Origin of the sequence: Nonomuraea ferruginea (assembly GCF_039540635.1) — a bacterium.
GTDB classification, from domain to species: Bacteria; Actinomycetota; Actinomycetes; order Streptosporangiales; family Streptosporangiaceae; genus Nonomuraea; species Nonomuraea ferruginea.
The window spans coordinates 266,889-290,844 of the sequence record NZ_BAABFD010000010.1; the positions used below are offsets into that span (position 1 = coordinate 266,889).

The 23,956-nt window shown below is 71.7% G+C and carries 22 protein-coding genes; 3 read left to right on the top strand and 19 right to left on the bottom strand.

The window, feature by feature from the left end; genetic code table 11:
- Window positions 1–9: 9 nt before the first annotated feature.
- From ABD999_RS20650 to ABD999_RS20735, 18 genes are all read right to left on the bottom strand, one after another.
- Entirely contained in the window at window positions 10–1,023 is a 1,014-nt protein-coding gene (locus tag ABD999_RS20650) for an LLM class flavin-dependent oxidoreductase (protein WP_271276378.1), read from the bottom strand.
- Entirely contained in the window at window positions 1,020–1,346 is a 327-nt protein-coding gene (locus tag ABD999_RS20655) for a TIGR04076 family protein (RefSeq protein WP_148033081.1), read from the bottom strand. The genes ABD999_RS20650 and ABD999_RS20655 overlap by 4 nt, the downstream gene beginning before the upstream one ends.
- Window positions 1,343–1,738, bottom strand: coding sequence for a DUF4440 domain-containing protein (locus tag ABD999_RS20660; RefSeq protein WP_219546257.1), 396 nt, complete (start codon window positions 1,736–1,738; stop codon window positions 1,343–1,345). Before ABD999_RS20660 ends, ABD999_RS20655 begins: the two co-directional genes overlap by 4 nt.
- The gene (locus ABD999_RS20665; protein ID WP_271276379.1) at window positions 1,735–2,982 is read right to left on the bottom strand and encodes an amidohydrolase family protein; all 1,248 of its coding nucleotides are present in this window, start codon (window positions 2,980–2,982) and stop codon (window positions 1,735–1,737) included. Before ABD999_RS20665 ends, ABD999_RS20660 begins: the two co-directional genes overlap by 4 nt.
- Entirely contained in the window at window positions 2,979–4,994 is a 2,016-nt protein-coding gene (locus ABD999_RS20670; protein WP_271276380.1) for a hydantoinase B/oxoprolinase family protein, read from the bottom strand. The genes ABD999_RS20665 and ABD999_RS20670 overlap by 4 nt, the downstream gene beginning before the upstream one ends.
- A complete protein-coding gene (locus tag ABD999_RS20675; RefSeq protein ID WP_271276381.1) occupies window positions 4,987–6,684 on the bottom strand; it encodes a hydantoinase B/oxoprolinase family protein in 1,698 nt (565 codons plus the stop codon). Before ABD999_RS20675 ends, ABD999_RS20670 begins: the two co-directional genes overlap by 8 nt.
- On the bottom strand, window positions 6,681–8,732 hold the full coding sequence (locus ABD999_RS20680) for a hydantoinase/oxoprolinase family protein (RefSeq protein ID WP_271276382.1): 2,052 nt from the start codon (window positions 8,730–8,732) through the stop codon (window positions 6,681–6,683). Before ABD999_RS20680 ends, ABD999_RS20675 begins: the two co-directional genes overlap by 4 nt.
- 8 nt (window positions 8,733–8,740) lie before the next feature.
- Complete coding sequence (locus tag ABD999_RS20685) at window positions 8,741–10,669, bottom strand: dipeptide ABC transporter ATP-binding protein (protein WP_271276383.1); 1,929 nt, start codon at window positions 10,667–10,669, stop codon at window positions 8,741–8,743.
- Window positions 10,666–11,535, bottom strand: coding sequence for an ABC transporter permease (locus tag ABD999_RS20690; RefSeq protein WP_148033087.1), 870 nt, complete (start codon window positions 11,533–11,535; stop codon window positions 10,666–10,668). The genes ABD999_RS20685 and ABD999_RS20690 overlap by 4 nt, the downstream gene beginning before the upstream one ends.
- Window positions 11,535–12,545 carry an ABC transporter permease gene (locus ABD999_RS20695; protein WP_148033088.1) on the bottom strand — a complete coding sequence of 337 codons (1,011 nt, stop codon included), beginning with the start codon at window positions 12,543–12,545 and terminating at the stop codon, window positions 11,535–11,537. The genes ABD999_RS20690 and ABD999_RS20695 overlap by 1 nt, the downstream gene beginning before the upstream one ends.
- A gap of 2 nt (window positions 12,546–12,547) precedes the next feature.
- Complete coding sequence (locus tag ABD999_RS20700) at window positions 12,548–14,209, bottom strand: ABC transporter substrate-binding protein (protein ID WP_271276384.1); 1,662 nt, start codon at window positions 14,207–14,209, stop codon at window positions 12,548–12,550.
- Window positions 14,210–14,354: 145 nt separating this feature from the next.
- Window positions 14,355–14,906, bottom strand: coding sequence for a gluconokinase (locus tag ABD999_RS20705; RefSeq protein ID WP_271276385.1), 552 nt, complete (start codon window positions 14,904–14,906; stop codon window positions 14,355–14,357).
- The gene (manD, locus tag ABD999_RS20710; RefSeq protein ID WP_271276386.1) at window positions 14,896–16,125 is read right to left on the bottom strand and encodes a D-mannonate dehydratase ManD; all 1,230 of its coding nucleotides are present in this window, start codon (window positions 16,123–16,125) and stop codon (window positions 14,896–14,898) included. The genes ABD999_RS20705 and manD overlap by 11 nt, the downstream gene beginning before the upstream one ends.
- 24 nt (window positions 16,126–16,149) lie before the next feature.
- Window positions 16,150–16,773: a bifunctional 4-hydroxy-2-oxoglutarate aldolase/2-dehydro-3-deoxy-phosphogluconate aldolase gene (locus tag ABD999_RS20715; RefSeq protein ID WP_219546267.1), complete on the bottom strand. Its 624-nt coding sequence runs from the start codon at window positions 16,771–16,773 to the stop codon at window positions 16,150–16,152.
- A 2-nt stretch (window positions 16,774–16,775) separates the two neighbouring features.
- Window positions 16,776–17,924 (bottom strand): galactonate dehydratase, encoded by a 1,149-nt coding sequence (gene dgoD, locus ABD999_RS20720; RefSeq protein WP_271276387.1) that lies wholly within the window; start codon window positions 17,922–17,924, stop codon window positions 16,776–16,778.
- A 4-nt stretch (window positions 17,925–17,928) separates the two neighbouring features.
- On the bottom strand, window positions 17,929–18,744 hold the full coding sequence (locus ABD999_RS20725) for a carbohydrate ABC transporter permease (RefSeq protein WP_148033094.1): 816 nt from the start codon (window positions 18,742–18,744) through the stop codon (window positions 17,929–17,931).
- The gene (locus ABD999_RS20730) at window positions 18,741–19,673 is read right to left on the bottom strand and encodes a carbohydrate ABC transporter permease (protein ID WP_148033095.1); all 933 of its coding nucleotides are present in this window, start codon (window positions 19,671–19,673) and stop codon (window positions 18,741–18,743) included. Before ABD999_RS20730 ends, ABD999_RS20725 begins: the two co-directional genes overlap by 4 nt.
- 57 nt (window positions 19,674–19,730) lie before the next feature.
- The gene (locus ABD999_RS20735) at window positions 19,731–20,969 is read right to left on the bottom strand and encodes an ABC transporter substrate-binding protein (protein WP_271276388.1); all 1,239 of its coding nucleotides are present in this window, start codon (window positions 20,967–20,969) and stop codon (window positions 19,731–19,733) included.
- A 184-nt stretch (window positions 20,970–21,153) separates the two neighbouring features.
- Between ABD999_RS20735 and ABD999_RS20740 the strand changes: the two genes are divergently transcribed.
- Window positions 21,154–21,915 carry a FadR/GntR family transcriptional regulator gene (locus tag ABD999_RS20740; RefSeq protein ID WP_222709044.1) on the top strand — a complete coding sequence of 254 codons (762 nt, stop codon included), beginning with the start codon at window positions 21,154–21,156 and terminating at the stop codon, window positions 21,913–21,915.
- 55 nt (window positions 21,916–21,970) lie between these two features.
- Window positions 21,971–22,591: an L-threonylcarbamoyladenylate synthase gene (locus tag ABD999_RS20745; RefSeq protein ID WP_148033098.1), complete on the top strand. Its 621-nt coding sequence runs from the start codon at window positions 21,971–21,973 to the stop codon at window positions 22,589–22,591.
- A 6-nt stretch (window positions 22,592–22,597) separates the two neighbouring features.
- Here ABD999_RS20745 and ABD999_RS20750 read toward each other — a convergent pair whose 3' ends face one another.
- On the bottom strand, window positions 22,598–23,059 hold the full coding sequence (locus ABD999_RS20750; RefSeq protein WP_271276389.1) for a DUF1772 domain-containing protein: 462 nt from the start codon (window positions 23,057–23,059) through the stop codon (window positions 22,598–22,600).
- A gap of 80 nt (window positions 23,060–23,139) precedes the next feature.
- On the opposite strand from ABD999_RS20750, the gene ABD999_RS20755 reads away from it, so the two are divergent.
- The gene (locus tag ABD999_RS20755) at window positions 23,140–23,799 is read left to right on the top strand and encodes a TetR/AcrR family transcriptional regulator (RefSeq protein ID WP_271276390.1); all 660 of its coding nucleotides are present in this window, start codon (window positions 23,140–23,142) and stop codon (window positions 23,797–23,799) included.
- Window positions 23,800–23,956: the final 157 nt, after the last annotated feature.

Sequence of the window (23,956 nt, forward strand, 5' to 3'; positions counted from 1 at the left end):
GTGGTGGTCTCATCGCGTCGCGGGCCTCAGCATGGGGACGACCTCCGCCCCGATCAGAGACACGCCCTGATCGTCGGTGAGGCCGTGCGGGGTGCCGAACTCGACGCGGTGGACGCCCGCGTCGATCAGGCGCTGTGCCTGGGCTGCCACCTGGTCGGGTGTGCCGGAGAACGCGAACAGGTCCAGCAGGTCGTCCGGGATGAGCCCGGCCGCCTCGTCGTGGCGTCCCGCCGCGGTCTCGGTCTTGACCCGTGCCAGCAGGTCGGCGGGGACGTTCGCGGTGGGGTCCAGGTCGGCCACGACGGCGAGGTACATCGCCACCTCACGCCGGGCCTTCGCGCGGGCGGCGGCGCCGTCGGCGGCCACGACGGTGACCGCGCCGAGCACGATGCCGACGTCCTCGGCGGACCGCCCGGCCTGTTCGGCACCCGGACGCAACCGCTCCCTGATCACCGGCACCATCGCCGGGTTGGCGCTGCCGCCCACCTTGATCTCGTCGGCGAGACGTCCCGCGAGCGCCGCGCCGCGAGCGCCCCAGGCGCCGATCAGCAGCGGCGGGCGGGGACGCTGTACGGGGTAGCGCAGCGCGGTGCCGGGCGCCAGCGTGAACACCTCGCCGGAGAAGCCGGAGGTGTCGCCGCCGAGCAGCCGGTACACGACCTCGGCGCACTCGGCCAGCGCGGTCAGCGGGCGCGGCTGCGCCAGCCCCACCTCGCCCAGCCAGGTGCCGCGGGCCAGGCCCAGGTAGGCCCGCCCGCCGGAGGCCAGGTCGAGCGCGGCGACCTGGCCCGCGATCTCGTACGGGGCCATCGAGTAGGGGTTGAGGCAGGCCGTGCCCAGGCGCACCCGGGAGGTGGCGGCGGCCATCTCCAGCAGCGGGAAGATGGGCGGCTGGTACATCAGGTCGCCGAACACCGACACCACGTCGATGCCGTGCTCCTCGGCGATGCGGGCCAGCCGGGCGTAGTCGCCCGGGCGCTTGTCGCTCTGCAGGCCGATGCCGATCTCGAAGCCGCGGCTCATGTGAGGTCCGCCGAGTTCATCGGGCGGCGCCGGACGCGCTCCAGCCGCATGGTGAGCCGCTCCTCCGGGTCCGGGCAGCAGAACAGGGTGTCGCGTTCCAGCCAGTCCCCCGGGCCGAGGTCGCGCTGTTTGGCGGCCAGGAAGGGCAGGACGGCGGCCAGGGCCCAGACGCAGAAGTGGCGGCCGTCGGGGATCCGCAGGTGGGCGCTGTTCTCCAGCTCGAAGTAGTCGCCGACGGCCATGCCGCAGACCGAGCGGCCCTCGATCGTGTCGACGGTGACCCGCAGGTCGTAGAGCTCCATGTCGGTGTCGCCGGTGGTCATGCTCCCTCACTCAGCAGCTCGGCGTGATGGTGGGCGATCAGCCAGCGGCCGCGCGTGTGCCGGAGCACGTCGGTGACCCTGGTGTGCTGGGCGGGGGCGCCGTGCGGCTCGGCCACCAGGACGTACCGGGCCACGCCCACCTCTCCCCAGACGTCGATGCGCTTGTCGCGGGCGGTCAGCGTGTCCATGACCGGCCGGCGGCCGGCGCCGTCCCGGGCGTCGCGGTAGGCGTCCAGCTCGGCGCGGGTGCGCAGGGGGCCCGGCAGGTGGGTCTCCCAGGTGGTCACGTCGGGGTGCAGGTGGCCGTCGAAGCGGGCGCGGTCGCCGGCGACGAACGCGGCGTACATGTCGTCGATGGCGGCGGCGATGTCCGCCGCGGCGTCCAGGGTCACGGTGTCTTCCTTCCAGAGGTCGGGGGGCCGGTCCGCACGACGCGGCCGCCCTTCATCACCCAGTGGACGCCCCGGTACGCGGACGCCGCGGCCAGGGGGTTCTCGTCCATCGCGATCAGGTCGGCGTACCGGCCGGGTTCCACGGTGCCGATGTCGGCCTCGGCGCGGAGCCAGCGGGCGGGGCCCAGGGTGGCGGCGTGGAGCGCGCGGGCCGGGCCGATCACCTCGGCCATGTGCTCCAGCTCGCGCACGGTCGCGTTGGTGCCCTCGAACGACCAGAACGGCGGCATGTCGCTGCCGAGCAGCACCTCCACCCCGGCGGCCACCGCGGTGGCGAAGCTGTCCAGGTGGGCGGGGCCGGCGCCGAGCGAGCGGCACTGCATCCACTCCGGCACGCCCAGCTCGTCGAAGAACCCCTTGCACCGGGTGACCAGCAGGGTGGGCACCAGCGCGGTGCCGCGGGCGGCCATCCGGGCGGCCACCTCGGGGGTGAGCTGGTAGCCGTGCTCCACGCAGTCCAGGCCGAGCTCCACGGCCTGGGCGATCACGGCGGCGGGGCCGGCGTGCGCGGTGACCCTGCGGCCCCAGGCGTGCGCGGTCTCGATCACCGCCGCCATCTCGTCGGCGAACAGCTGGGGCGTGTCGATCGACTCGTGCTGTCCCGCGATGCCGCCGGAGATCATCACCTTGATGAGGTCGGCGCCGGCCTTGAGCTGGGCGCGGGTGCCGCGCCTGAAGCCGTCGACGCCGTCGCACTCCAGGGTGTCGGTGCCCTCGTGGCCGTGCCCGCCGGTGCAGACCAGGGCGCGCCCGGCGGTGAACATGCGAGGTCCGGGCACCCGGCCGGCCTCGATGGCGCGCCGGAGCGCGAAGTCGGCGTGGTCCTTCTCGGCCACGCACCGCACGGTGGTGACGCCGCAGTCGAGGGTGCGGCGGGCGCCGTCGGCCATGTAGAGGGCCAGCTCGTGCGGGTTCAGGTCCTTGACCTGGTCACCGCCGGCGCCGGGGAGGGACAGGGACAGGTGGGTGTGCATGTTGACCAGGCCGGGCGTGACGTACGCGCCGCCGAGGTCGACGCGGTCCACGTCCGTCCGGTCCGCCACCTCGGCCAGGATCTCCTGCCGGGTGCCCACGGCCGCGATGCGGTCGTCCCGTACGAGGATCCCGGCGTCCTCGACAGGGCTCGCCCCGTCGGCCACCCGGCCGTCGGCCACGGTGCAGCCGGTGATCACGACCGTGTTCATCGCATCTCCTTGAGCATGGAGCCCCCCGCCGTCGGAGGTGGGGGCTTGAGCGTGGAGCCGCCCGCAGTCGGGGGTGGGGAGGGAACGGGGAGCGGCGCCGCCACGTCGTAGACGTCGCGGGCGGCTTCCGCTGAGACGTAGCCCTCGGCGACGTCTCGGTGGACCGCCTCGGGATCGCGATCGCGCGGGTCGCCGTGGCCGCCGCCGCCCGCTGTCAGCAGCGTCACCCGGTCTCCCGGCTGGACCTTGACCCGTTTGGTGCTGACCCGCGCCTCACGGTCGGTGCCGGGGAACACGATCACCTGGTTCGGGTCCGGCTCCAGCCCGCCCATCAGGGCCCATGGCCGCGACCGCGTCTTCTTGATCACCGACAGGAACTCGCCCGGCGTGGTGAACCGGATCTCGCGCCGCAACCCCACCCCGCCCCGGTGACGGCCCGCGCCGCCCGAGTCCGTACGCATCTCCAGACGTTCGAAGAACATCCCGGTACGCGCCTCCAGCACCTCGACCGGCGTGTTGCGGGCCTGCGTCTGGGCCAGGTGGTTGGCGGGGCCGATGCCGTCGTGGTCCGGGGTGCCGCCCCAGCCGACGGCGTCGTTGTTGCTGACGGCGAACATCCGGCCGGTGTCGGGATGCGTACCGACCATCATGAAACCGGGCACGTCACCCCCGGACGACGCAGGCAACCGCTCCGGCATGCCCTGCGCCAGCGCCTTGTAGATCAGCTCCAGCGCGACCGTGCCCGTCCACTGGGTGAACGTGGCCGCGGGGTAGGTGGCGTGGAACAGGGTGCCGGGCTCGGCGCGTACCTCCAGCGGCGCGAAGTGGCCCGCGTTGGTCTCCTCCCACGGGGTGGTGATGGCCTTGAACGCGACCCGGCAGGTGGCGATGGTGGCGCCCAGGGGGAGGTTCACCGGCCCGGGCGTCATCGCGGCCGAGCCGTCGAAGTCGACGGTGAAGCGTCCGTCGGCGATCGTGACCGTGACCCGCATCTTGACCGGGTCCTCGGTGATGCCGTCGTCATCCAGCCAGTCCTCGGCCGTCCACGTGCCCTGCGGCAGCGCGGCGACGGCGTCGGCGGCCGACCTGGTGGCGGCCTCGACGGCCCTGTCCACGGCGGCGGCCACCAGGGGCGTGCCGTACCGGGCGTGCACGTCGGCGAGGCGGCGCTCGCCGGTGCGCAGGGCGGCCACCTGGGCGTGCAGGTCACCGATGACCAGGTCCGGCATCCGCGAGTTGAACCGGATCAGCTCATGGATCTCCCGCACAGGCTCACCCCGGGAGAACACCTTCGTACCCGGAAAAATCAACCCTTCCTGATGCATGTCCGTCGAATCCAGGACATAGCCCGGATCCTTGGCGCCCAGATCCATCCAATGCGCCCGCACGCACACGAAGCCCAGCAGCCCGGCATCCCCGTACACCGGGGCGAACAGAGTCGCGTCGTAGGAGTGGGCCGCGTTCCAGTACGGGTAGTTCAGCAGCACCACGTCACCGGGCAGCAGGTTCTCCCGCCCCACGTACTCCACGCCCTTGCGGATGGAGTAGTCGTTCGCGCCGAGGAACCGGCTCAGCCCGGTGGCCTCGGCGACCAGCCGCAGGTCCGGGTCGTAGACCGAGATCCCGTAGTCGCGCACCTCGTAGATGACAGGATTGAACGAGGTCCGCTCCAGGGTGGCCCGCATCTCCTCGGCCACCGCGACCAGATGACAGCGCACGACCTCCGCCGTCGCCCCGTCCAGAGCGATGCCAGGAACCCCGGCACCAGACCGCGCAGGCCCGGACACCCCGCCGTCCGACCGCGCGGATCCGGGCGTCGCGGGGTCCGGCCATGCGTGGCCGGACGCCGCGAGATCCGGCCGCGCATGGCCGGGCGTCGTGAGGTCCGGCCGCGTGGGGTCCGACACCCCGGCGTCCGGCCGCGCAGGGCCGAGCGTCGCGGGGTCCGGCCGCGCGGGGCCAGGCGTCGCGGGATTCGGCCGTGCGGGGCCGGGCGTGGTGGGGTCAGCCATCGTCCACGCCGTAGATCTCGCGGGCGGCTTCCGCTGAGACGTAGCCCTCGGCGACGTCTCGGTGGACCGCCTCGGGATCGCGCTCGCGCGGGTCGCCGTGGCCGCCGCCGCCCGCTGTCAGCAGCGTCACGCGGTCTCCTGGCTGGACCGTGACCCGTTTGGTGCTGACCCGCGCCTCACGGTCGGTGCCGGGGAACACGATCACCTGGTTCGGGTCCGGCTCCAGCCCGCCCATCAGGGCCCATGGCCGCGACCTCGTCTTCTTGATCACCGACAGGAACTCGCCCGGCGTGGTGAACCGGATGTCGCGCCGCAGGCCCACCCCGCCCCGGTGACGGCCCGCGCCGCCCGAGTCCGTACGCATCTCCAGGCGTTCGAAGAACATCCCGGTACGCGCCTCCAGCACCTCGATCGGGGTGCTCCGCCCGGCGCTGCCGGAGACGTGGGTCGCCGCGTTCATGCCGTCGTGGTCCGGCGTGGCGCCCCAGCCGACCAGGTCGTTGTTGCTGACGGCGAACATCTGACCCGTGTCGGGATGCGTACCGACCATCATGAAACCGGGCACGTCACCCCCGGACGAGGCCGGCACCCGGTCCGGCATGCCCTGCGCCAGCGCCTTGAGGATGAGTTCCACCGCCACGATGCCCGTCCAGAGCGTGAACGTGGGCTGCGGGTAGACGGCGTGGAACAACGTCCCCGGCTCGGCGCGGACCTCCAGCGGCACCGTCGTGCCGTGGTTGGACGGCTCGTCGGGCGAGGTCAGCGACTTGAGTATGACCTTGCAGAGCGCGACCGTGGCGCCGAACGGCATGTTGATCGGGCCCGGCGTGGCCGGGGCGGAGCCGTCGAAGTCGACCGTGAAGCGCCCGTCGGCGATCGTGACCGTGACCCGCATCTTGACCGGGTCCTCGGTGATGCCGTCGTCGTCGACCCAGTCCTCGGCCGTCCACGTGCCCTGCGGCAGCGCCGCGAGGGCGGCGCGGGTGCGGGCCTCGCCGTCCTCGACCATGCGCTGGACGGCCGCGTCCACGGTGGGGCGGCCGAACTTGTCCAGGATCTCCAGCAGGCGGCGCTCGCCGGTGCGCAGGGCGGCCACCTGGGCGTGCAGGTCACCGATGACCAGGTCCGGCATCCGCGAGTTGAACCGGATCAGCTCATGGATCTCCCGCACGGGTTCACCCCGGGAAAACACCTTCGTACCCGGAAAAATCAACCCTTCCTGATGCATGTCCGTCGAATCCAGGACATAGCCCGGATCCTTGGCGCCCAGATCCATCCAGTGCGCCCGCACGCACAGGAACCCGACCAGCGTGCCGTCGGCCTCCGGGTCCGCGGGATCAGGCTGGAACACCGGGGCGAACAGGGTCGCGTCGTAGGAGTGGGCCGCGTTCCAGTACGGGTAGTTGAGCAGCACGATGTCACCGCGGTGCAGGTTCTCCCTGCCCACGTACTCCACGCCCTTGGCCAGCGAGAAGTCGTTCGCCCCCAGGAAGAAGGTCAGCCCGGTGGCCTCGGCCACCAGCCGCAGGTCCGCGTCGTACATGGACAGCCCGAAGTCGTGCACCTCGTAGATCACCGGGTTGAACGAGGTGCGGATCAGGGTGGCCCGCATCTCCTCGGCCGCGGCCAGCAGGTAACTGCGGACCACCTCGGCCGTCGCGCCGTCCAGCCGCACGTTCGCCTCGCTCATGCCCGAGCCTCCGGAGTGAGAGTGACCAGCAGATGACCGAAGGGGTCCACCTGGACGCGCTGCCCGGAGTGCACGACCGTGGTGGAGGTGCCCTCGTCGATCAGGGCGGGGCCGTCCAGGGCGTCGCCCGGCTCCAGCTTGGCCCGGTCGTACACGGCGAACTCCGTCACCGCCCGCGTCCCGAAGTCGTAGGCGTCCCGCCGGCCGGTGCGGGCCCGGCCGGGGTCGCCGTCGCCGGGGGCGTGCCGGGGCAGCTCCGGCTTCTCGATGCGCCCGATGCCGCGCACCCGCAGGTTCAGGATCTGCAGCTGGTTGTCCATGACGTGCCCGTACCGGGCGTGGTGCAGTTCCTCGAACGCGGCCCGTACCACGTCGGGGCGCAGGTCGCGGCCGACGGGGACCGTCAGCGAGTGCTCCTGGCCGAGGTAGCGCACCTCCATGGCGCGTTCCAGGACGGCCTGCCCGGCGGGGATGCCCTGCGCGGCCAGCGAGGCCGCCGCCTCGGCCGCGGCCTCGGCGAACACCGACTCCAGCGCGGCCAGGTCGGCGTCCTCCAGCGTGACCATGACGGTACGCGACACGTCGTCCACGATGTCGGCCGCCAGCATGCCCCACGCGGAGAACCCGGACGGCGCGAACGGGACGATCACCTCGGGGATGCCCATCTCGCGGGCCAGGAGCGGCGCCAGCAGCGGCCCCGCGCCGCCGAACGCCAGCAGCGAGAAGACCCGGGGGTCATGGCCCCGCTCGACCGTGATCTGCCGGACCGCGCCGACCGTCCTGGCCAGCAGCACGTCGAAGATCCCGGCCGCGGCGGCCTCGACGCCGAGCCCGAGCGGCTCGGCGATCTGCTCGCGCAGCGCGTCCCTGGCCGCCTCGTCGTGCAGGCGCATGTCGCCGCCGAGGAAGCGGTCCGGGTCGACGTAGCCGAGGGTCACGGCGGCGTCGGTGACCGTGGGCCGGGTGCCGCCGCGGCCGTAGCAGACCGGGCCGGGGTCGGCGCCGGCGCTCTGCGGGCCGACCTTGAGCAGGCCGCGGTCCAGGTGGGCGACCGAGCCGCCGCCCGCGCCGATGGTGCGGATGTCGTAGGCGGGGATGAGCAGCGGGAAGTGCTCCAGCTTCGCCTCGTAGGCCGCCACCGCCGCGCCCCGCTCGATCACGCAGGTGTCCAGCGACGTGCCGCCGATGTCGAAGGTCAGCAGGTTGTCGCGGCCGAGCGCGGCGGCGACGTGCGCGGCTCCGACGATGCCGCCGGCCGGGCCGGACAGCACGGTGTGCATGGGCGAGGTCTTGGCCACCCCCGAGGTCATCGAACCGCCGCCGGACCGCATGATCAGGAACCGGCCGTCGAAGCCGTCCTCGGCCAGGCCCGCCTCCAGGCGGTCGACGTAACGCTCGAAGATGGGGCGGATGTAGGCGTCCAGGACGGTGGTGCTGGTCCGCTCGTACTCGCGGTACTCGCGCACGATGTCCGTCGACACCGACACGGTGACCTGCGGGTACGCCTCGCGGATGAGCCGCGCGGCCTGCTTCTCGTGCTCGGGGTTGAGGTAGGAGTGCAGGAAGCAGACCGCGATCGTCCGGACCCCCTGCTCCTCCACCAGGATCCGGGCGGCCTCCCGCACGTCGTCCGGGTCCAGGTCCTCCACGACGCGGCCCTTGTAGTCGAGCCGCCCCCGCACCCCGATCGTGGCGGCGCGCCGGACCAGGCTCTCCGGGCGCTGGTACTGGAAGTCGTACATGTGGTCCGAGGGCACGTTGCCCCGGCCCAGCAGGAAGACGTCGCGGAAGCCCTCGTTGGCGATGATCCCGGTGGTCTCGCCGCGCCGCTCCAGCACCGCGTTCAGCCCGAGCGTGGTGCCGTGGATGAACAGCTCCACCTCGCGCAGGTCGGTGCCGAGCAGTTCGACGACGGTGAGCACGCCCTCCCAGGGGCGGGCCGGGGTCGTCGGCGCCTTGCGGAAGCGGACCGCGTGGGTGCGCGTGTCCAGCTCCATGGCGTCGACGAAGGTGCCGCCGATGTCGACGGCCAGCCTGATCGCGGGCATGGGATGTGTCACCTCTCTGGTCCTTCGAGATCGGGAAGCGCGCCGGCGCGGCGGCAGGCCACGCGGGCGCGGCCCAGGGTCCGCAGCTCCTGCTCCTCGGTGCGGCAGGCGTCCTCCGCGAACGGGCAGCGCGGCGCGAGCGCGCAGCCGCCGCCCGCGGCGGCCTCCTCCGGGTCCTTGGTCAGGCGCACCCGGCCGGTCTCCTCCTCGCCGTCCAGCGAGGGCACGGCGGCCAGGAGCGCCATCGTGTACGGATGCCGCGGCCGGGCGAAGACCTCCTCGACCGGGCCCTCCTCGACGATCCGGCCCAGGTAGAGCACCACGACCCGGTCGCAGAAGCCGCGCACGGTGGCCAGGTCGTGCGAGATGAACACCGAGCCGCGGCCCCGCTCGGCCGTCACCTCGCCGATCACCTTCAGGATCTGCGCCTGTACGGTCACGTCCAGCGCGGACGTGGGCTCGTCGAAGACGATCAGGTCGGGCTCACCGGCCAGCGCCCTGGCGATGCCGACGCGCTGCGCCTGGCCGCCGGACAGCTCGTGCGGGCGGCGCTCGGCGTACGTCCCGTCCAGGCCCATGCGCTCCAGCACCGCCGCGACCCGCCGGGCCCGTTCGGGCGCCTTGACCCCGGCGGCGCGCAGGGGCTCGGCCACCGCGTCGGCGACGGTGCGGCGCGGGCTGAGCGAGCCGATCGGGTCCTGGAACACGAGCTGGGCGCGGCAGCGCAGGGCGCGCAGCTCCCGCCCGCGCAGACGTGACGGCTCCTGCCCGGCCAGCGTGACCACTCCCCGCGACGGGGTGATCATGCCGAGCATGAGCCGGGCCAGCGTGCTCTTCCCACTCCCGCTCTCGCCGACCACGCCCACGGTCTCCCCCGCCCGCACAGTCAGACTGACCCCACGCAGCGCATGGTGCCCCCCCGCCCCGAACCGGCTCCCGTACACCACATGCGCATCCTCAACCCGCACAACCTCATCACCGGAACCGGCGGAAGGGACGGATTCGCCGGACTCGCCGGACTCGGCAGACACCCCCGCACCTACGGGCCGCGCACGGTCGGCGGGATCGGCGCAGTCGGCGGAACCTGCGGCCTGCCCGGCCTGCCCGGCCTCCCCGGCCTCCCTGGCCTCCCCGGATTCCCCGGACTCGGCGGGGTGGGGGGTTGGGGTGGGGAGGGTGGGGACGGCCGCGAGGAGGGTGCGGGTGTAGGGGGCGGCTGGGGTGGTCAGGATGGCGGTGGTGGGGCCGTGTTCGACGATCGCGCCCGCGTTCAGGACGACGAGGCGGTCGCAGATGCGGGCGATGGACGCGAGGTCGTGGGAGATGAGGAGCACGCCGCGGCCCTCCTCGTCGGCCGCCTCGCGGAACCGGAGCAGGATCTCGCGGGTGAGGGTGACGTCCAGGCCGGTGGTGGGCTCGTCGGCGATGAGCAGTCCAGGGGCGCAGCCGGTGGCGAGGGAGATCATGACGCGCTGCGCCTGGCCGCCGGAGAGCTCGTGCGGGTAGCTGCCGAACCGCCGGGCCGCCGCGCGGATGCCGACGCTCTCGAACAGGTCCACCGCCGCCGAGCGCGCCTGGGAGGCGTCCATGCCCTGGTGGGTCACCAGGCGGTCGGTGAGCTGGCGGCCGATGACGCGGGTCGGGCTGAGCGCGCCGCGCGGGTTCTGGAAGCAGATCGCCGCGCCCGCGCCGCGGTGCGCCGCCAGCGCCGCGGCGTCCATCGTCAGCACGTCCCGATCCTCGAAGAGGACCTGGCCGGTGGCGCGGGCGCCGTCCGGCAGGAGCCCCACGACCGATCTGGCGATCATGCTCTTGCCGCCGCCGCTCTCCCCCACCAGCCCGACGACCTCGCCGCGCGCGACCGTGAGGTCCACGCCGGCGAGTGCCTGTACGGAACCGATGGCGACCTTCAGGTCCCGGATGTCGAGCAGGGTCATCGGGTGACCCCCGCGCGTTCCTGCAGCCCTTCGCCGAGGAGGCTGAACCCGAGGACGCTGACCAGCAGGAGCAGGCCGGGCGGCACCGAGGTCCACCAGCGCCCGGCGACCACGTCCGCCGAGCCGAGACTGATCATGGCCCCCCACTCCGCCGTCGGCACGGTGACGCCGAGACCCAGGAAGGACAGCCCCGCCAGGGTGAGCATGGCCCAGCCGCAGTTCAGCGGCGCGATGACGCGTACCGGGGTGAGGCTGTTGGGCAGCACGTGCCGCCAGAGGGTGCCCAGGCCGGACGATCCCGACGTCCTGGACGCCTCCACGAACGGCAGTTCCCGCACCGTGCGCACCTCGGCCCGGACGAGACGGGCGTACGCGGGCGCGTTGACCAGGGCGATCACCAGGATCAGCTCGGGCACGCCGCCCCCGAGCAGGGCGGCGACCGCCAGCGCCAGGATGAACGCCGGGAACGCCTGGAACACGTCCAGGATCCGCATCAGCACGTCGTCGACCAGCCCGCCGCGGTACCCGGCGACGATCCCGAGCAGCGTGCCGAGCACCACGGCCAGGGCGACCGACGCGACGGCGACGCCCAGGTCCAGGCGGCCCGCGTGCAGCACCCGGCTGAGGATGTCCATGCCGTTGACGTCGGTCCCCAGCGGGTGCGCCCCGCCGGGCGGGGCCAGCGAGGCCGCCGCGTCGATCTCCTCGGGTCCCCAGCGGACCAGCAGCGGCCCGATCAGCACGGCGAGCACGACCAGCCCCAGGATCACCGACCCGGTCCGGATCAGCGTGGTGGCGAAGCCGCGGTCCGCGGCGGCGGCGGCGCGCGGCGGGCCGGCCTCCCCCGCCGTGGTCAGGTCGGCCATCAGATCCTCACTCTCGGGTCGAGGACGGCGTGCACCACGTCGGCGATCAGGAAGATCAGCGTGTAGCACAGCGCGATCACCACGACCGACGCCTGCACCACCGGGTAGTCCCGGAACAGCAGCCCGCGCAGCGCCCACTGCCCGAAGCCCTGCCAGGAGAAGACGTACTCCACCAGCACCGTCGACCCGATCGCGAACCCGAACACCAGCGCCGCCAGCGCGGGCAGCCGCACCAGGGCGGCGCGGGCGAGATAGCCGCGCAGCAGCGTGCGTTCCGGCAGGCCGTGCGCGGCGGCCGCCCGGTACGCCTCCGAGCCCAGCACCTCCAGCGCCGAGGCGCGCACGCTGCGCATCAGCGGCGCCACGATGACGACGACCATGGTCGCCACCGGCAGCACCAGGTGGCCGGCGGCCGACGCGAACGCCGGGCCGTTGCCGGTGAGCACCGCGTCCAGCAGGTCAGCGCCGGTGATCAGCGACAGGTTCGTGTCCGGGTCGACCCGGCCGCTGGGCGCCGGCACCCAGCCGAGGCCGCTGTACACGACCAGGATGAGCACCAGGCCGAGCCAGAACTCCGGCAGCGAGTTGCCCACCAGGGCCAGCACCCGCAGCGTGTGGTCACCGGCGCGGCCCGCGCGGCGCGCGGACCAGATGCCGAGCACGGTGGCCAGCACCGTCGCGATCGTCACGGCGATCACGACGAGCTCCAGCGTGGGCCCGAGGCGGACGGCCATCTCGCCCATCACCGACTGGCCGCTCTGGATGGACACGCCCAGGTCACCGGTGAACAGCCCGCCCAGGTAGTCCACGAACTGCTGCCACATCGGCTGGTCCAGCCCGTACCGGGCACGCGCCGCCGCCGCGTCGGCCTCCGTGGCGTTGGGGCCGAGGATCGTCCGGATCGGATCGCCGGGCAGCACGCGGACCAGCACGAACGTCACCACGACGACGCCGAGGAGGACGGGCACGGCCTGCAGCAGGCGCCGTGCGGCGAATCGGGCGATCCGCACAGTTATGCCTTGGTCAGGTAACGCAGGCGGGCCAGGCCGTCCATCGGCTGGACCCAGCCGGCGACCTCCTCGCGCACCGGGAGGGTGAAGTTCGGCTGGCAGATGATCACCCACGGCACGTCGGCCGCGAGGATCTCCTGCACCCGGGCCCACAGTTTGAGCCGCTCGGCCTCCTCCACCGTGGTGTGCGACTGCTCGAAGATCTTCTCGATCTCGTCGTTGACGTAGTTGGAGTAGTTCAGGTTGGCGCCCTTGGTGAAGCTGGTGCCGAGCATGTACTCGACGTCGTTGACCCACAGCTGCCCGGCGGTGAGCTGCAACGGGATGCTCTTCTTCTCGCGGCGCTCGCCGAGGGTCGCCGGGTCCAGCGGGGCGAGCTTCAGCTCGATGCCGGCCTTCCTGGCCTCGCTCTGCACCAGCACGGCGATCTGCTGCTGCTCGGCGTTGTCGGCCTCGAAGACGAGCTCGGAGCTGATCGACGGCTTGCCGGCCTCGGCCAGCAGGGCCTTCGCCTTGTCCAGGTCGTAGGCGTAGGGGTAGCCGGTCTCGGCGTAACCCGGCATGTCCAGCGGCACCAGGCTCTTGGCCGGGCGGGCGTCGCCGCCGTACACGTTGCTGATGATCTGCTCGTACGGAACCGCGCAGGCCAGCGCCTGGCGCACCTTGACGTCGTCGAACGGCGCGGTGGCGACCGACATCTGGATGGCCACCTGGTTGTTGCTGGGCGCGGAGATCACCTTGATGCCCTGGGCGTCCTTCAGGTCGGCGACGTCGCGGCGGCTCATCCCGAGGGCGATGTCCACGTCGCCCGCCTCCAGCTGGAGGCGCTGGGTGGCGGCGGCCGAGACCACGGTGAGGCGGATGGTGCTCAGCCTGGCCGGGTCCTGGCCGGGGTAGCCGGTGTTGGCGCTGAGCTCGATCTCCTGGCCCTGGACCGCCTTGGAGACCTCGAAGTAGCCGCCGGTCGGCGGGTTCTTGGCGAACCACTCCTTGGCCCAGGGGTCGGCGTCGGTGGCGTGCTTCTTGGCCTCGGCGGAGTCGAAGACGTACAGGGAGATGGCCTGGATCTGCCGGGTGAGCGCGCTGGGGAACGCCTGGTGGAACTCCACCGTGTAGTCGTCGACCACCTTGACCTGGTCGGCCTCGGTGAGCCCGATCAGCCGGTAGACGCCCGCGACGTTGGCCTTGGCGGCGAACGCCCGGTCCTTGGACCATTTGACGTCGGCCGCGGTCATCTCGTTGCCGCTGGCGAACTTGACGCCCTTGCGCAGCTTCAGCGTCCAGACCTTGTTGTCGGCGTCCGGCTCGAACGACTCGGCGAAGGTGGGGGCGATGCTCTCGGTGTCGAGGATCTGCGCCCCGCCGACGTCCTTCACGCCGTAGTCGATCATGTAGGGGAAGACGTTCTTGAACAGCATGAGCGCGGTGAGGTCGAACCCCACGAAGTCCTGGTCCCAGCTGCTGACGTAGCCGCCCACCGCGATGCGCAGCGCGCCGCCCTCCCCGCCGGACGCGGCCCCCGACGGCTGCGGCTGCTCGCCCCCCTTGGTCCCGGCGGCGCACCCGGCGGCGAGCAGCAGCGCCACGCCGCCGCCGAGCCGCAGCGCCGACCTGCGCGACATCGGCAGCGAGCCGGCGGCGACCGCACGTGAGAATCCGGCCATGGGGGTCCTCCTGGGGGACACGGAAGAGACGACGTGTTCAGTCAGGCCTTCCGTTCACTGAACGCTCCCGCGTGCCAGTTCACCGGTCAGAGTCCTGTCTATCTCTGACGTTGTACCGGTAACCGGGCATTAAGGACAAGGACGTTCAGATAATTTCACCAGAGGGAAACATCCGGCCGGGCAGGCCGAGACGGGTGAGCGCCGCCGCCACCAGCTCGTCCGGTGACAGCGCCACGTCCAGCACCATCCCGGACTCGTCCGGATCGAGGTGCTCCAGGATCTGCTGCTGCGAGTCGAGCAGGCTGGCCGCCATGTAGTGGCCGGTGCGGCGGGTCATCCGGTCCCTGATCAGCTCCGGGGCCCCGTCGAGGTGGACGAACTCCACGTCCGGCGGGCCCTGCCGCAGGACGTCGCGGTAGGCGCGCTTGAGCGCCGAGCACGCCAGGACGGTGGAGACGCCTTCGGCGTGCCGGTCGGCCATCCAGGAGGCCAGGTCGCGCAGCCACGGCCAGCGGTCCGCGTCGTCCAGCGGGACGCCGGCGCGCATCCGGGCCACGTTCGCCTCCGAGTGGAACTCGTCCGCCTCGGCGAACCGCAGCCCGGTCGCCTCGCTGATGCCGCGGGCCACGGTCGTCTTGCCCGCGCCCGACACGCCCATGACCACGATGTGCCGGGTGGGCGGACGGTCACCAGTCATGGACGGTGCCGTCCTTGAGCCGGTTGAACGGCAGGTAGGCCGCCTGGTACGGGAAGCGCGCCGCCGCCTCCTCGTCGAGCTCCACGCCGATCCCCGGCAGCTCGCCGGGATGCAGGTAGCCGTTGGTGAAGCTGAACGACTGCCGGAACACCTCGTCGGTGGCCGCGCCGTGCCGCATGTACTCCTGGATGCCGAAGTTGTGGATCGCCAGGTCCAGGTGGAGTGCGGCGGCCATGCCGACCGGCGAGATGTCGGTCGGGCCGTGGATGCCGGACTTGATCTGGTACTGGGCGGCGTAGTCGAGGAGCTTGCGCATGGCGGTGATCCCGCCGGTGTGGGTGACGGCGGAGCGGACGTAGTCGATGAGCTGCTCGCGGATCAGGGTCTGGTAGTCCCACACGGTGTTGAAGACCTCGCCGATGGCCAGCGGGATGGTGGTGTGCTGCCGGACCAGGCGCAGCGCCTCCTGGTTCTCCGCCGGGGTGCAGTCTTCCAGCCAGAACAGGTCGTACGGTTCGAGGTCCTTGCCGAGCCTGGCCGCCTGGATGGGGGTCATCCGGTGGTGCCCGTCGTGCAGCAGCGGCAGCTCGGGGCCGAACTCGTTCCGCACCGCCTCGAAGACGCCGGGCAGGTGGCGCAGGTAGGCGCGGGTGTCCCAGTCCTCCTCGGCGGGCAGCGGGGTGCGCTGGGCCGGCTCGTAGTCGTACCGCTTGCCGTCGATGCTCGGCTGGGCGGCGACGCCGTACACCGCGTCGACCCCCGGCACGGAGGTCTGCACCCGGATCGACCGGTACCCCAGCTCCAGGTGCAGGCGGATCGAGTCGAACAGCTCCGGCAGGTCGCGGCCCGAGGCGTGCCCGTACGCCATGATCCCGTTCCGGGAGGCTCCGCCGAGCAGCTGGTAGAGCGGCATCCCGGCGGCCTTGGCCTTGATGTCCCAGAGCGCCACGTCCACGGCGGCGATGGCGGCCATGGTGACGGGGCCGCGCCGCCAGTACGCCGAGCGGTAGAGGAACTGCCAGGTGTCCTCGATGCGGTGCGGGTCCCGGCCGATCAGCAGGGGGGCGACGTGGTCGGCCAGGTACGACGCGACCGCCAGCTCCCGCCCGTTGAGTGTGCCGTCGCCCAGCCCGGTGATCCCGTCATCCGTCGTGATCTTGAGGGTGACGAAGTTGCGGTCGGGGCTGGTGACGATGACGTCCGCTGCGGTGATCTTCACGTGGATGCCTTTCTCAACGAGGGGTCACGACGTCGCGGCCAGGAAGGCGCGGGCCCGCTCGCGCAGGGCGTCCAGGTCGCCGCCGGACGCCGCGTCGCCGACCAGCGGCCCCCCGACGCCGGCCGCGATCGCGCCGGCGGCGAGGAAGCCGGGCAGCTCGGCCAGGCCGACGCCGCCCACCGCGACGAACGGGAGGTGCGGGAACGGGTCGCGCAGCGCCTTCAGGTAGGCCGGGCCGCCCAGCGAGGCGGGGAAGAGCTTGACCGCGGCGGCGCCCATCCGCGTCGCGGTGTACGCCTCGGTCGGGGTGAGCGCTCCGGCGGCGACCGGGAGCCCTCGCCTGGCCGCCGCGCCGATGGAGTCGACGACGGCCGGGGTGACGACGAACTGCGCGCCGGCGGCGGCCACGTCGGCGACGTCCGCCTCGGTGAGCACGGTGCCGGCGCCGACCAGCGTGCCGGCCGGCGCGGCGGCCCGGATGGCCGCGATGGCGTCGAGCGCGCCGGGGGTGGTCAGGGCCACCTCCAGCACGCGGACGCCCTCGTCGAGCAGCGCGGTCCCGGCGGCGACGGCGGCCGCCCCGCCGGAGCCGCGGATGATCGCCAGCAGCCGGGTGGCGGCCAGGGTGGCGGTGAAGTCGGATGTCATGGTCACCATTCCGCGTAGGAGCCGTCCCGGTGCCGCCAGACGGGGCTGCGCCAGGCGTGTGCCCGCTTGCCGGCCGAGCGCACGGCCTGCTCGTCGACCTCGATGCCCAGGCCGGGCCCGGTGAGCCGCTCGACGTACCCGTCGATGAAGGTCAGCGGGGTCTTGTCCACGCAGTAGTCCAGCATGTCGGCGCCCAGGTTGTAGTGGATGCCGAGGCTCTGCTCCTGGATCAGGTAGTTGGGCGTGGCGAAGCCGACCTGCAGGCAGGCCGCGAGGGCGATCGGGCCGAGCGGGCAGTGCGGGGCGAGCTGCACGTCGTACACCTCGGCGAGCGCGGCGATCTTGCGCACCTCGGTGATGCCGCCGGCGTGCGAGAGGTCCGGCTGGGCGACCGCGATGCCGGCCTGGAGGACGGGCAGGAACTCCTGCCTGCTGTAGAGCCGCTCCCCCGTCGAGACGGGGATGGTGGTCGAGCGGACGAACTCGCCGATGAGGTGCGAGTTCTCCGGTACGACCGGCTCCTCCAGGAACAGCGGCCGGTACGGCTCCAGCAGCGGCGCCACCCGGCGGGCGCTGGCGAGGGTGAACCGCCCGTGCAGGTCGACGGCGACGTCACGGTGGTCGCCGAGCACCTCGCGGGCGGCGGCCACCCGGGCGACCACGCCGTTCAGCTCGGCGACCGACGCGACCGGGCTCATCCTGCCCGAGGCGTTCATCTTCACCGCGGTGAGCCCGGCCTCGACCTGGGCGGCGACGTGGTCGCGGACCTCGCCCGGCTCGTCGCCGCCGACCCAGCCGTACACCCGGATCCGGTCCCGTACCGGCCCGCCGAGCAGCTGGTGCACCGGGGCGCCGAAGTGCTTGCCGGCGATGTCCCAGAGCGCCTGGTCGAGGCCCGCCACGGCGCTGGCCAGGATCGGGCCGCCGCGGTAGAACGAGCCCTTGGTCAGCACCTGCCAGTGGTCCTCGATCCGCAGCGCGTCCTTGCCGATCAGCAGCTCCGCGAGCTGGTCCACGGCGGCCCTGACGGTCTCGGAACGCCCCTCGCAGGTGGCCTCGCCCCAGCCGACGATCCCGGAGCCGGTCTCCACCCGGACGAACAGCCAGCGGGGGGCGACGAGGAAGGTCTCGACGCGCGCGATGGTCGTCATCGGCTCAGCCCTTCGTCGCGCCGGCGGTGAGGCCGGAGACCACGTACTTCTGCACGAACAGGGCGATCACCATGATCGGCAGGGTGACCACGGTGGTCGCGGCCATCAGGCCGCCCCAGTCGATGCTGGCGTACCCGACGAAGTCGAAGATCGCGACGGGCAGCGTCTTGGTGTCGGCGTCGGAGAGCACGAGCGCGAACATGAAGTTGTTCCAGGAGAAGATGAAGGACAGGATCCCGGCGGTCGCGATGCCCGGCACCGACAGCGGCAGCGTGATGCGGCGGAACGCGCCGATGTGGGTCAGCCCGTCGACCAGCGCCGCCTCCTCCAGCTCCGTGGGCAGGCTGTCGAAGTAGCCCATCATGATGTAGACCACCAGCGGCAGCGACACGAACATGTGGCTGATGATCAGCACCTCGTAGCCGCCGACCATCCGCAGGTTGGAGAAGACGTAGTACCAGGGCACCAGGAGCGAGACGCCGGGGATGATCCGGGCCATCAGCACCACCAGCGCGGACTTGCGCATGTTGAACCGGCTCATCGAGTAGGCGGCCGGCAGCCCGAGGATCAGCGACGCCACCGTGGCGGCGAACGCCACCCAGAGGCTGTTGACGATGAACGTGACGTAGTTCGCCTGCTGGAGCACCTTGCCGAAGTTGTCCAGGGTGGGCGAGAACACCAGGGCCTTGCCCGGGTCGTAGATGTCGACGTTGGTCTTGAACGCCGCGGCGACCATCCAGACCAGCGGCGCCACCAGGGCGAGCACCACGACGGTGAGCGCCGCCACCCGGAACACCCGGTACGCGAGACTGGGCCTCATCGCCGCGCCTCCTTGCGCCGGGCGGTCAGGGCCCACATCGCCCCGATGATGATCAGGAAGAACAGGATGAGGACGGTGGAGGAGACCCCGTACTCGTTGTAGTCGAAGCTGAGCCCGTAGGCGTACACGTTCAGGGTCTCCACCTCGTGGAACGAGCCGCCCCCGCGGCCCTTGGTGGCGTAGAGGATGTCGAAGGTCTTCAGCGCGTCGATGCCGCGCAGCAGGATCGCCACGGTCACCGTGGGCATCAGCAGCGGCAGGGTGACGTGCCGGAACCGCTGCCAGGTGCTGGCGCCGTCGATCCTGGCCGCCTCCTGCGGCTCCTCCGACAGCGAGGTGAGCCCGGCGAGCAGGATAAGCACCACCATCGGCGTCCACTGCCACACGTCGATGAAGATCGTGGTGGGCAGGGCGGTGTGCTCGCCGGCGAGCCACGGCTGCGGCCCGATGCCGATCCAGCCGAGCACCTGGTTGGCCATGCCGATGTTCGGGTCGAAGATGAGCCGCCACATCATGCCGACCGCGACCGGGGTGGCGACGAGCGGCAGCAGGATCGCGACCCGCACCCACTTCTGCCCCTTGAACGGCCGCCAGAGCAGCAGCGCGATCGCCATCCCGAGGACCATCTCGAACAGCAGCGCGACGCCGGTGAACGTGGCGGTCCGGCCGACGGCGGGCCAGAACCTGGTGGTGTCGGACAGCACGTCGAGGTAGTTCTGGAAGCCGACGAACTCGCTCTCGGCGCGGACCGATCCCTCGGCGTCGGTGAGGCTGAGGTACCCGGTCCAGGCCAGGGGGAACACGAGCAGCGCGGCGACGAAGGTCATCGCGGGCGCGGCGAACAGCCACTTGCGGTGGTCGTTGACCCAGCGCACCCAGCCGGGCGTGCCGGAGGCGCCGCTCGGCGCCTTGCTGGTGATCGTTGCCATGAGGTCTCCAGGGGTGGGCGGGCGGCGGGCGCTCGGCCCGCCGCCCGCGCGTGCCGCTTACTCGGCCTCGTCGTCCAGGAACTGCTGGAAGGCGGTGTGGGCCGTGTCGGCCGAAGCCGCGGCGTCCTTGCCGGTGATCGCGTCGACGATCGGCTGGCCGACGATCTCACGGGCCTCGGCGACCTTCACCACCAGCGGCCGGTCATGGCCGACGCCGTTCTCGGTGCTGGCCGCGATGGCCTCGGCCAGGTCCTCGGGGAAGGTCGAGACGCCCTCGGGGTCGGCCCAGACCGAGGTCCGGGCGCCCGGCACGCCGGACTTCTGCTGGGCGAGCGTCTGCTCCTTGCCCGTGGCCCACTCGATGAACTTCCAGGCGTTCTCGGTGTTCTCGGAGGCGTCGTTGATGCCCAGCGCCCACGACGGGATGTTGTACGGCTTCGAGCCCGCCGGGCCGGCCGGGAACGGCGCGAAGCCCACCTGGTCCGACACCTTGGACTTGTCCGCGTCGGTGGCGTTCTTGTAGAGCGAGTTCGCCTCGGTGTAGAAGGCGGCCTTGCCCTGGGTGAAGATCGCCATCGCCTCGGGCCAGCCCATGTCGGTGCTGACGTTCGCGGGGCCGTAGTCCTTGATCAGCTCGCCGTAGTAGGCGTACGCCTGCTTGGCCGCGTCGGTGCCGACCGCCGACTTGCCGCTCTGGTCGACGAAGTCGCCGCCGAAGCTGTAGAGGAAGCTGGAGAACTGGGTGACCGCCGCGGACTTGCCCGTACGGGCGACGAAGCCGGCGACGTCAGGCTCCGACTCCTTGATCTTGGCGGCGGCGGCCTTCAGCTCGTCCAGGGTCTTGGGCGGGGCACTCAGGCCGGCCTTCTCCAGCAGGTCCTTGCGGTAGTAGAGGACCTCCTGCTCGGTGATGATCGGGATGCCGACCGGCTTGCTCTCGTACGTGGTGGACTGCGCCGGGCCGGGCTGGAAGTCGCTGAAGTCCCAGCTCTCGGACTTAACCTGCTCCGTGAGGTCGGCCAGGTACTTGTTCCTGGCGAAGAGCTTGCCCTCCTGCAGGGGCCGGTACATCATCACGTCGATGTCGGCCGAGCCGGCGTTGAGCTTGACGTTGTACTGGTCGGAGAGCTGGTCCTCGCCGAGCTGGGTGATCTCCACCTTGAGCCCGGTCTGCTTCTCGAACTCGGGCAGTGCCTGCTTGACGTTCTCCGTCCACACGTGGTTGGCCAGGGTGACCCGGACCGTGTCGGACGCGCCGCCGCCGCCGTCGCCTCCGCCGCAGGCGGTCAGGCTCATGGCGACAACCACGGCCAGAGAAGTACCGGTTATCGATCGACGTCGCACGTCATCTCGCCTTTCTGGCATGGCCGCCGCCCCCCTGAAGGGCGCCACACTCGTCTAACATCTGACTAATGCCGGGATGTTAGGGCAAAAAAGCTGATTTATTCAAGGCTTGGCGTCAACTGATATGCTTTCAGCCGTGAACCAGTCCTCCCCAGGGGGCGCACCCACTCAGCGATCCCTTGCCGAGGCTGGGCTGCACGCACGAGTCCTCGACCATCTCGGCACCGCCATCTGCAACGGCGACGTGGCCGCCGGTTCCGTCCTGAGCATCGAAGACCTGGTCGACCGCTACCAGGTCTCCCGCTCGGTCATCCGCGAGGTGCTGCGGGTGCTCGCCTCCATGGGGCTCATCGAGACCCGGCGCCGGGTCGGCATCATGATCCAGGCCGCCGGCGCGTGGAGCGTCTTCGACCCGCAGGTGATCCGCTGGCGGCTCGCCTCCGGCGGGCGGATGGCGCAGATGCGCTCGATCACCGAGCTGCGGACCGCGATCGAGCCGCACGCCGCCTGGCTGGCCGCCGAGCGGATCGGCGACGACGAGGCGAGCGAGCTGGTCGGGCTCGCGGCCAAGATGTGGGCCGCGGGGAAGGCCGGCGACGAGTCGCGCTTCCTCAGCCTGGACATCGACTTCCACCGCCGGGTGCTGGCCGCCTCGGGCAACGAGATGTTCGCCAAACTGCAACTGATCGTCGCCGAGGTGCTGGCCGGACGTCACCACTACCACCTGATGCCCCACTACCCCCACGAGCAGGCGCTGCAGCTCCACATCGACGTGGCCCAGGCGCTCCAGCGGCGCGACGGCGAGCGGGCCAGGCAGGCCATGGTCGACATCATGGAGCAGGGGTTCGCCGAGATGCGGTCGATGTGGGAGCGGACGGCCGAGCCCGGCGGCGTGTGACCCCGTACGGGGGCCGCGTGTCGTGTCACCCCTTGCCCGCTCCTAAGATCCAAGGGTGGCGAAGTACCTGGACGTACACCCGGACAACCCCCAGCCCCGACTGATCAACCAGGTGGTGGATCTGCTGCACGCGGACGGGCTGATCGCGTACCCGACCGACTCGTGCTACGCCCTGGGCTGCCGGATCGGCAACAAGGACGGCATCGACCGGATCAGGGAGATCCGCGGCCTCGGCGACGAGCACCACTTCACGCTGGTGTGCCGGGACTTCGCCCAGTTCGGTCAGTTCGTGCACGTGAACAAGGCCGTGTTCCGCCTGGTCAAGGCGGCGACTCCCGGCGGTTACACGTTCATCCTGCCCGCCACCAAGGAGGTGCCGCGGCGGCTGCTGCACCCCAGGAAGAAGACGGTCGGCGTGCGGATCCCCGACCACGTCGTCACCCAGGCCCTGCTGGCCGAGCTGGGCGAGCCGCTGCTGTCGAGCACGCTGCTGCTGCCGGACGAGACCGAGCCCCTGACGCAGGGCTGGGAGATCAAGGAGCGGCTCGACCACGCGGTCGACGCCGTCATCGACTCCGGCGAGTGCGGCGCCACCCCGACGACCGTCGTCGACTTCTCGCAGGGCGAGCCCGAGATCCTCCGTCACGGCACGGGGCCCGCGGACCTGTTCGAATAGCACCTTTCAGTCGGCGGTCCGGGCGACGATCAGGCACGCGAACGCCGCGAGGGCGAGCCCGGTCCGTACGAGGTGCAGGTTGAGCCACCGCTGACGGATCTCGTCCCAGCCGGCGGGCAGCGCGTCGGGGTCCCAGGCGTTCGCGGCCTGGTTGAGGGGTTCCATCCCGGCGACGGTGAGGGCGACCGTGAGGACGACCAGGGTCAGGGCGGCCGCGCTCAGGCCGAAGACGAGCCATCCGCGCTGCCATGACAGGACCGCGACGACGAGCAGGGCCGCGACGCTGATCAGCAGGAGCGGCGGCATGCGCTGGCCGTAGTCGGCGTTGAGCGCCTGCCAGTAGCGGACGTACGCGGGCCCCGGGATCCGGCCGACGGACGGGGCGAGCACCACGAAGAGGACGCCGCCCGCGTACACGCCGACCAGTAACAGGGCCACCATCCTGGACGCGCTGAGAGCCAGGGACATCAGCATGCCTTCCTTTTGGCTGGATCAGCACTTTTTCATTAGAGATGAATCCAGTCAATAGATCTGGAAGCATGGTGGCGATGACTGAGCCGAGGAAGCGCCGCTCGTACTCCAGCAGCCTGCGCCGCGAGCACGCGCGGGCGACCCGGCTGCGGATCGCGACGGCGGCGCGGGAGCTGATGGTCGGCAAGGGGTACGCCGAAACCACGATGGCGCAGGTCGCGCGCGACGCCGGCGTGGCCGTTCAGACGCTCTACACGTCCTGCCCCGGCGGCAAGCCCGCGCTGGCGAAGCTGGTCTACGACATCACGCTGGCCGGGGACGCCCTGGCCGTGCCGCAGAGCGACCGGCCCGGGGTCCGGGCGATCATCGAGGAGCCCGACCCGGCACGCAAGCTGGCCCGGTACGCCGCGATGGCCACCTCGATCCTCCGGCGCGTCACCCCCGTGCACCGCGTGCTGCGCGCGGCGGCCGCCGCGGCCCCGTCCGACACCGGGCTGCGCGACGTGCTGGCGGGGATCGAGCGGGAAAGGCTGACCGGAAGCCGCGGACCGGCCGAGCATCTGCACGCTCTCGGCGCGCTGCGCCCGGGCCTCGACCCCGGCAGGGCGGCCGCGCAGATCTACGTGCTCACCTCGACGGAGAACTTCGAGAAGCTGACCGAGGTGTGCGGGTGGAGCGAGGCCGAGTACGAGGAATGGCTCGCCACCGTGCTCGCGGCGACCCTCCTCGCCCCCTGACCCCTACGGCGACTCCTTGACGAAGCCTCTTCCCTATCTGGAGTGCATAGTTTTCTCGGCGGAAAATCGGGTGACATTTCCTGGCGGGTGGCGGAAGGCTGGGCGTCGTCGATGAGTTTTGTCAGTGGCGTCCGTCAGTCTGTACATGACCACGACT

Excerpts from the sequence above, each read along its gene's own strand:
- ABD999_RS20650 (WP_271276378.1), bottom strand. The coding sequence starts at position 1,023 with ATGAGCCGCGGCTTCGAGATCGGCATCGGCCTGCAGAGCGACAAGCGC.
- ABD999_RS20655 (WP_148033081.1), bottom strand. The coding sequence starts at position 1,346 with ATGACCACCGGCGACACCGACATGGAGCTCTACGACCTGCGGGTCACC.
- ABD999_RS20665 (WP_271276379.1), bottom strand. The coding sequence starts at position 2,982 with ATGAACACGGTCGTGATCACCGGCTGCACCGTGGCCGACGGCCGGGTG.
- ABD999_RS20670 (WP_271276380.1), bottom strand. The coding sequence starts at position 4,994 with ATGGCTGACCCCACCACGCCCGGCCCCGCACGGCCGAATCCCGCGACG.
- ABD999_RS20675 (WP_271276381.1), bottom strand. The coding sequence starts at position 6,684 with ATGAGCGAGGCGAACGTGCGGCTGGACGGCGCGACGGCCGAGGTGGTC.
- ABD999_RS20680 (WP_271276382.1), bottom strand. The coding sequence starts at position 8,732 with ATGCCCGCGATCAGGCTGGCCGTCGACATCGGCGGCACCTTCGTCGAC.
- ABD999_RS20685 (WP_271276383.1), bottom strand. The coding sequence starts at position 10,669 with ATGACCCTGCTCGACATCCGGGACCTGAAGGTCGCCATCGGTTCCGTA.
- ABD999_RS20690 (WP_148033087.1), bottom strand. The coding sequence starts at position 11,535 with ATGGCCGACCTGACCACGGCGGGGGAGGCCGGCCCGCCGCGCGCCGCC.
- ABD999_RS20700 (WP_271276384.1), bottom strand. The coding sequence starts at position 14,209 with ATGGCCGGATTCTCACGTGCGGTCGCCGCCGGCTCGCTGCCGATGTCG.
- ABD999_RS20705 (WP_271276385.1), bottom strand. The coding sequence starts at position 14,906 with ATGACTGGTGACCGTCCGCCCACCCGGCACATCGTGGTCATGGGCGTG.
- ABD999_RS20715 (WP_219546267.1), bottom strand. The coding sequence starts at position 16,773 with ATGACATCCGACTTCACCGCCACCCTGGCCGCCACCCGGCTGCTGGCG.
- dgoD (WP_271276387.1), bottom strand. The coding sequence starts at position 17,924 with ATGACGACCATCGCGCGCGTCGAGACCTTCCTCGTCGCCCCCCGCTGG.
- ABD999_RS20725 (WP_148033094.1), bottom strand. The coding sequence starts at position 18,744 with ATGAGGCCCAGTCTCGCGTACCGGGTGTTCCGGGTGGCGGCGCTCACC.
- ABD999_RS20730 (WP_148033095.1), bottom strand. The coding sequence starts at position 19,673 with ATGGCAACGATCACCAGCAAGGCGCCGAGCGGCGCCTCCGGCACGCCC.
- ABD999_RS20735 (WP_271276388.1), bottom strand. The coding sequence starts at position 20,969 with ATGAGCCTGACCGCCTGCGGCGGAGGCGACGGCGGCGGCGGCGCGTCC.
- ABD999_RS20750 (WP_271276389.1), bottom strand. The coding sequence starts at position 23,059 with ATGTCCCTGGCTCTCAGCGCGTCCAGGATGGTGGCCCTGTTACTGGTC.
- ABD999_RS20755 (WP_271276390.1), top strand. The coding sequence starts at position 23,140 with ATGACTGAGCCGAGGAAGCGCCGCTCGTACTCCAGCAGCCTGCGCCGC.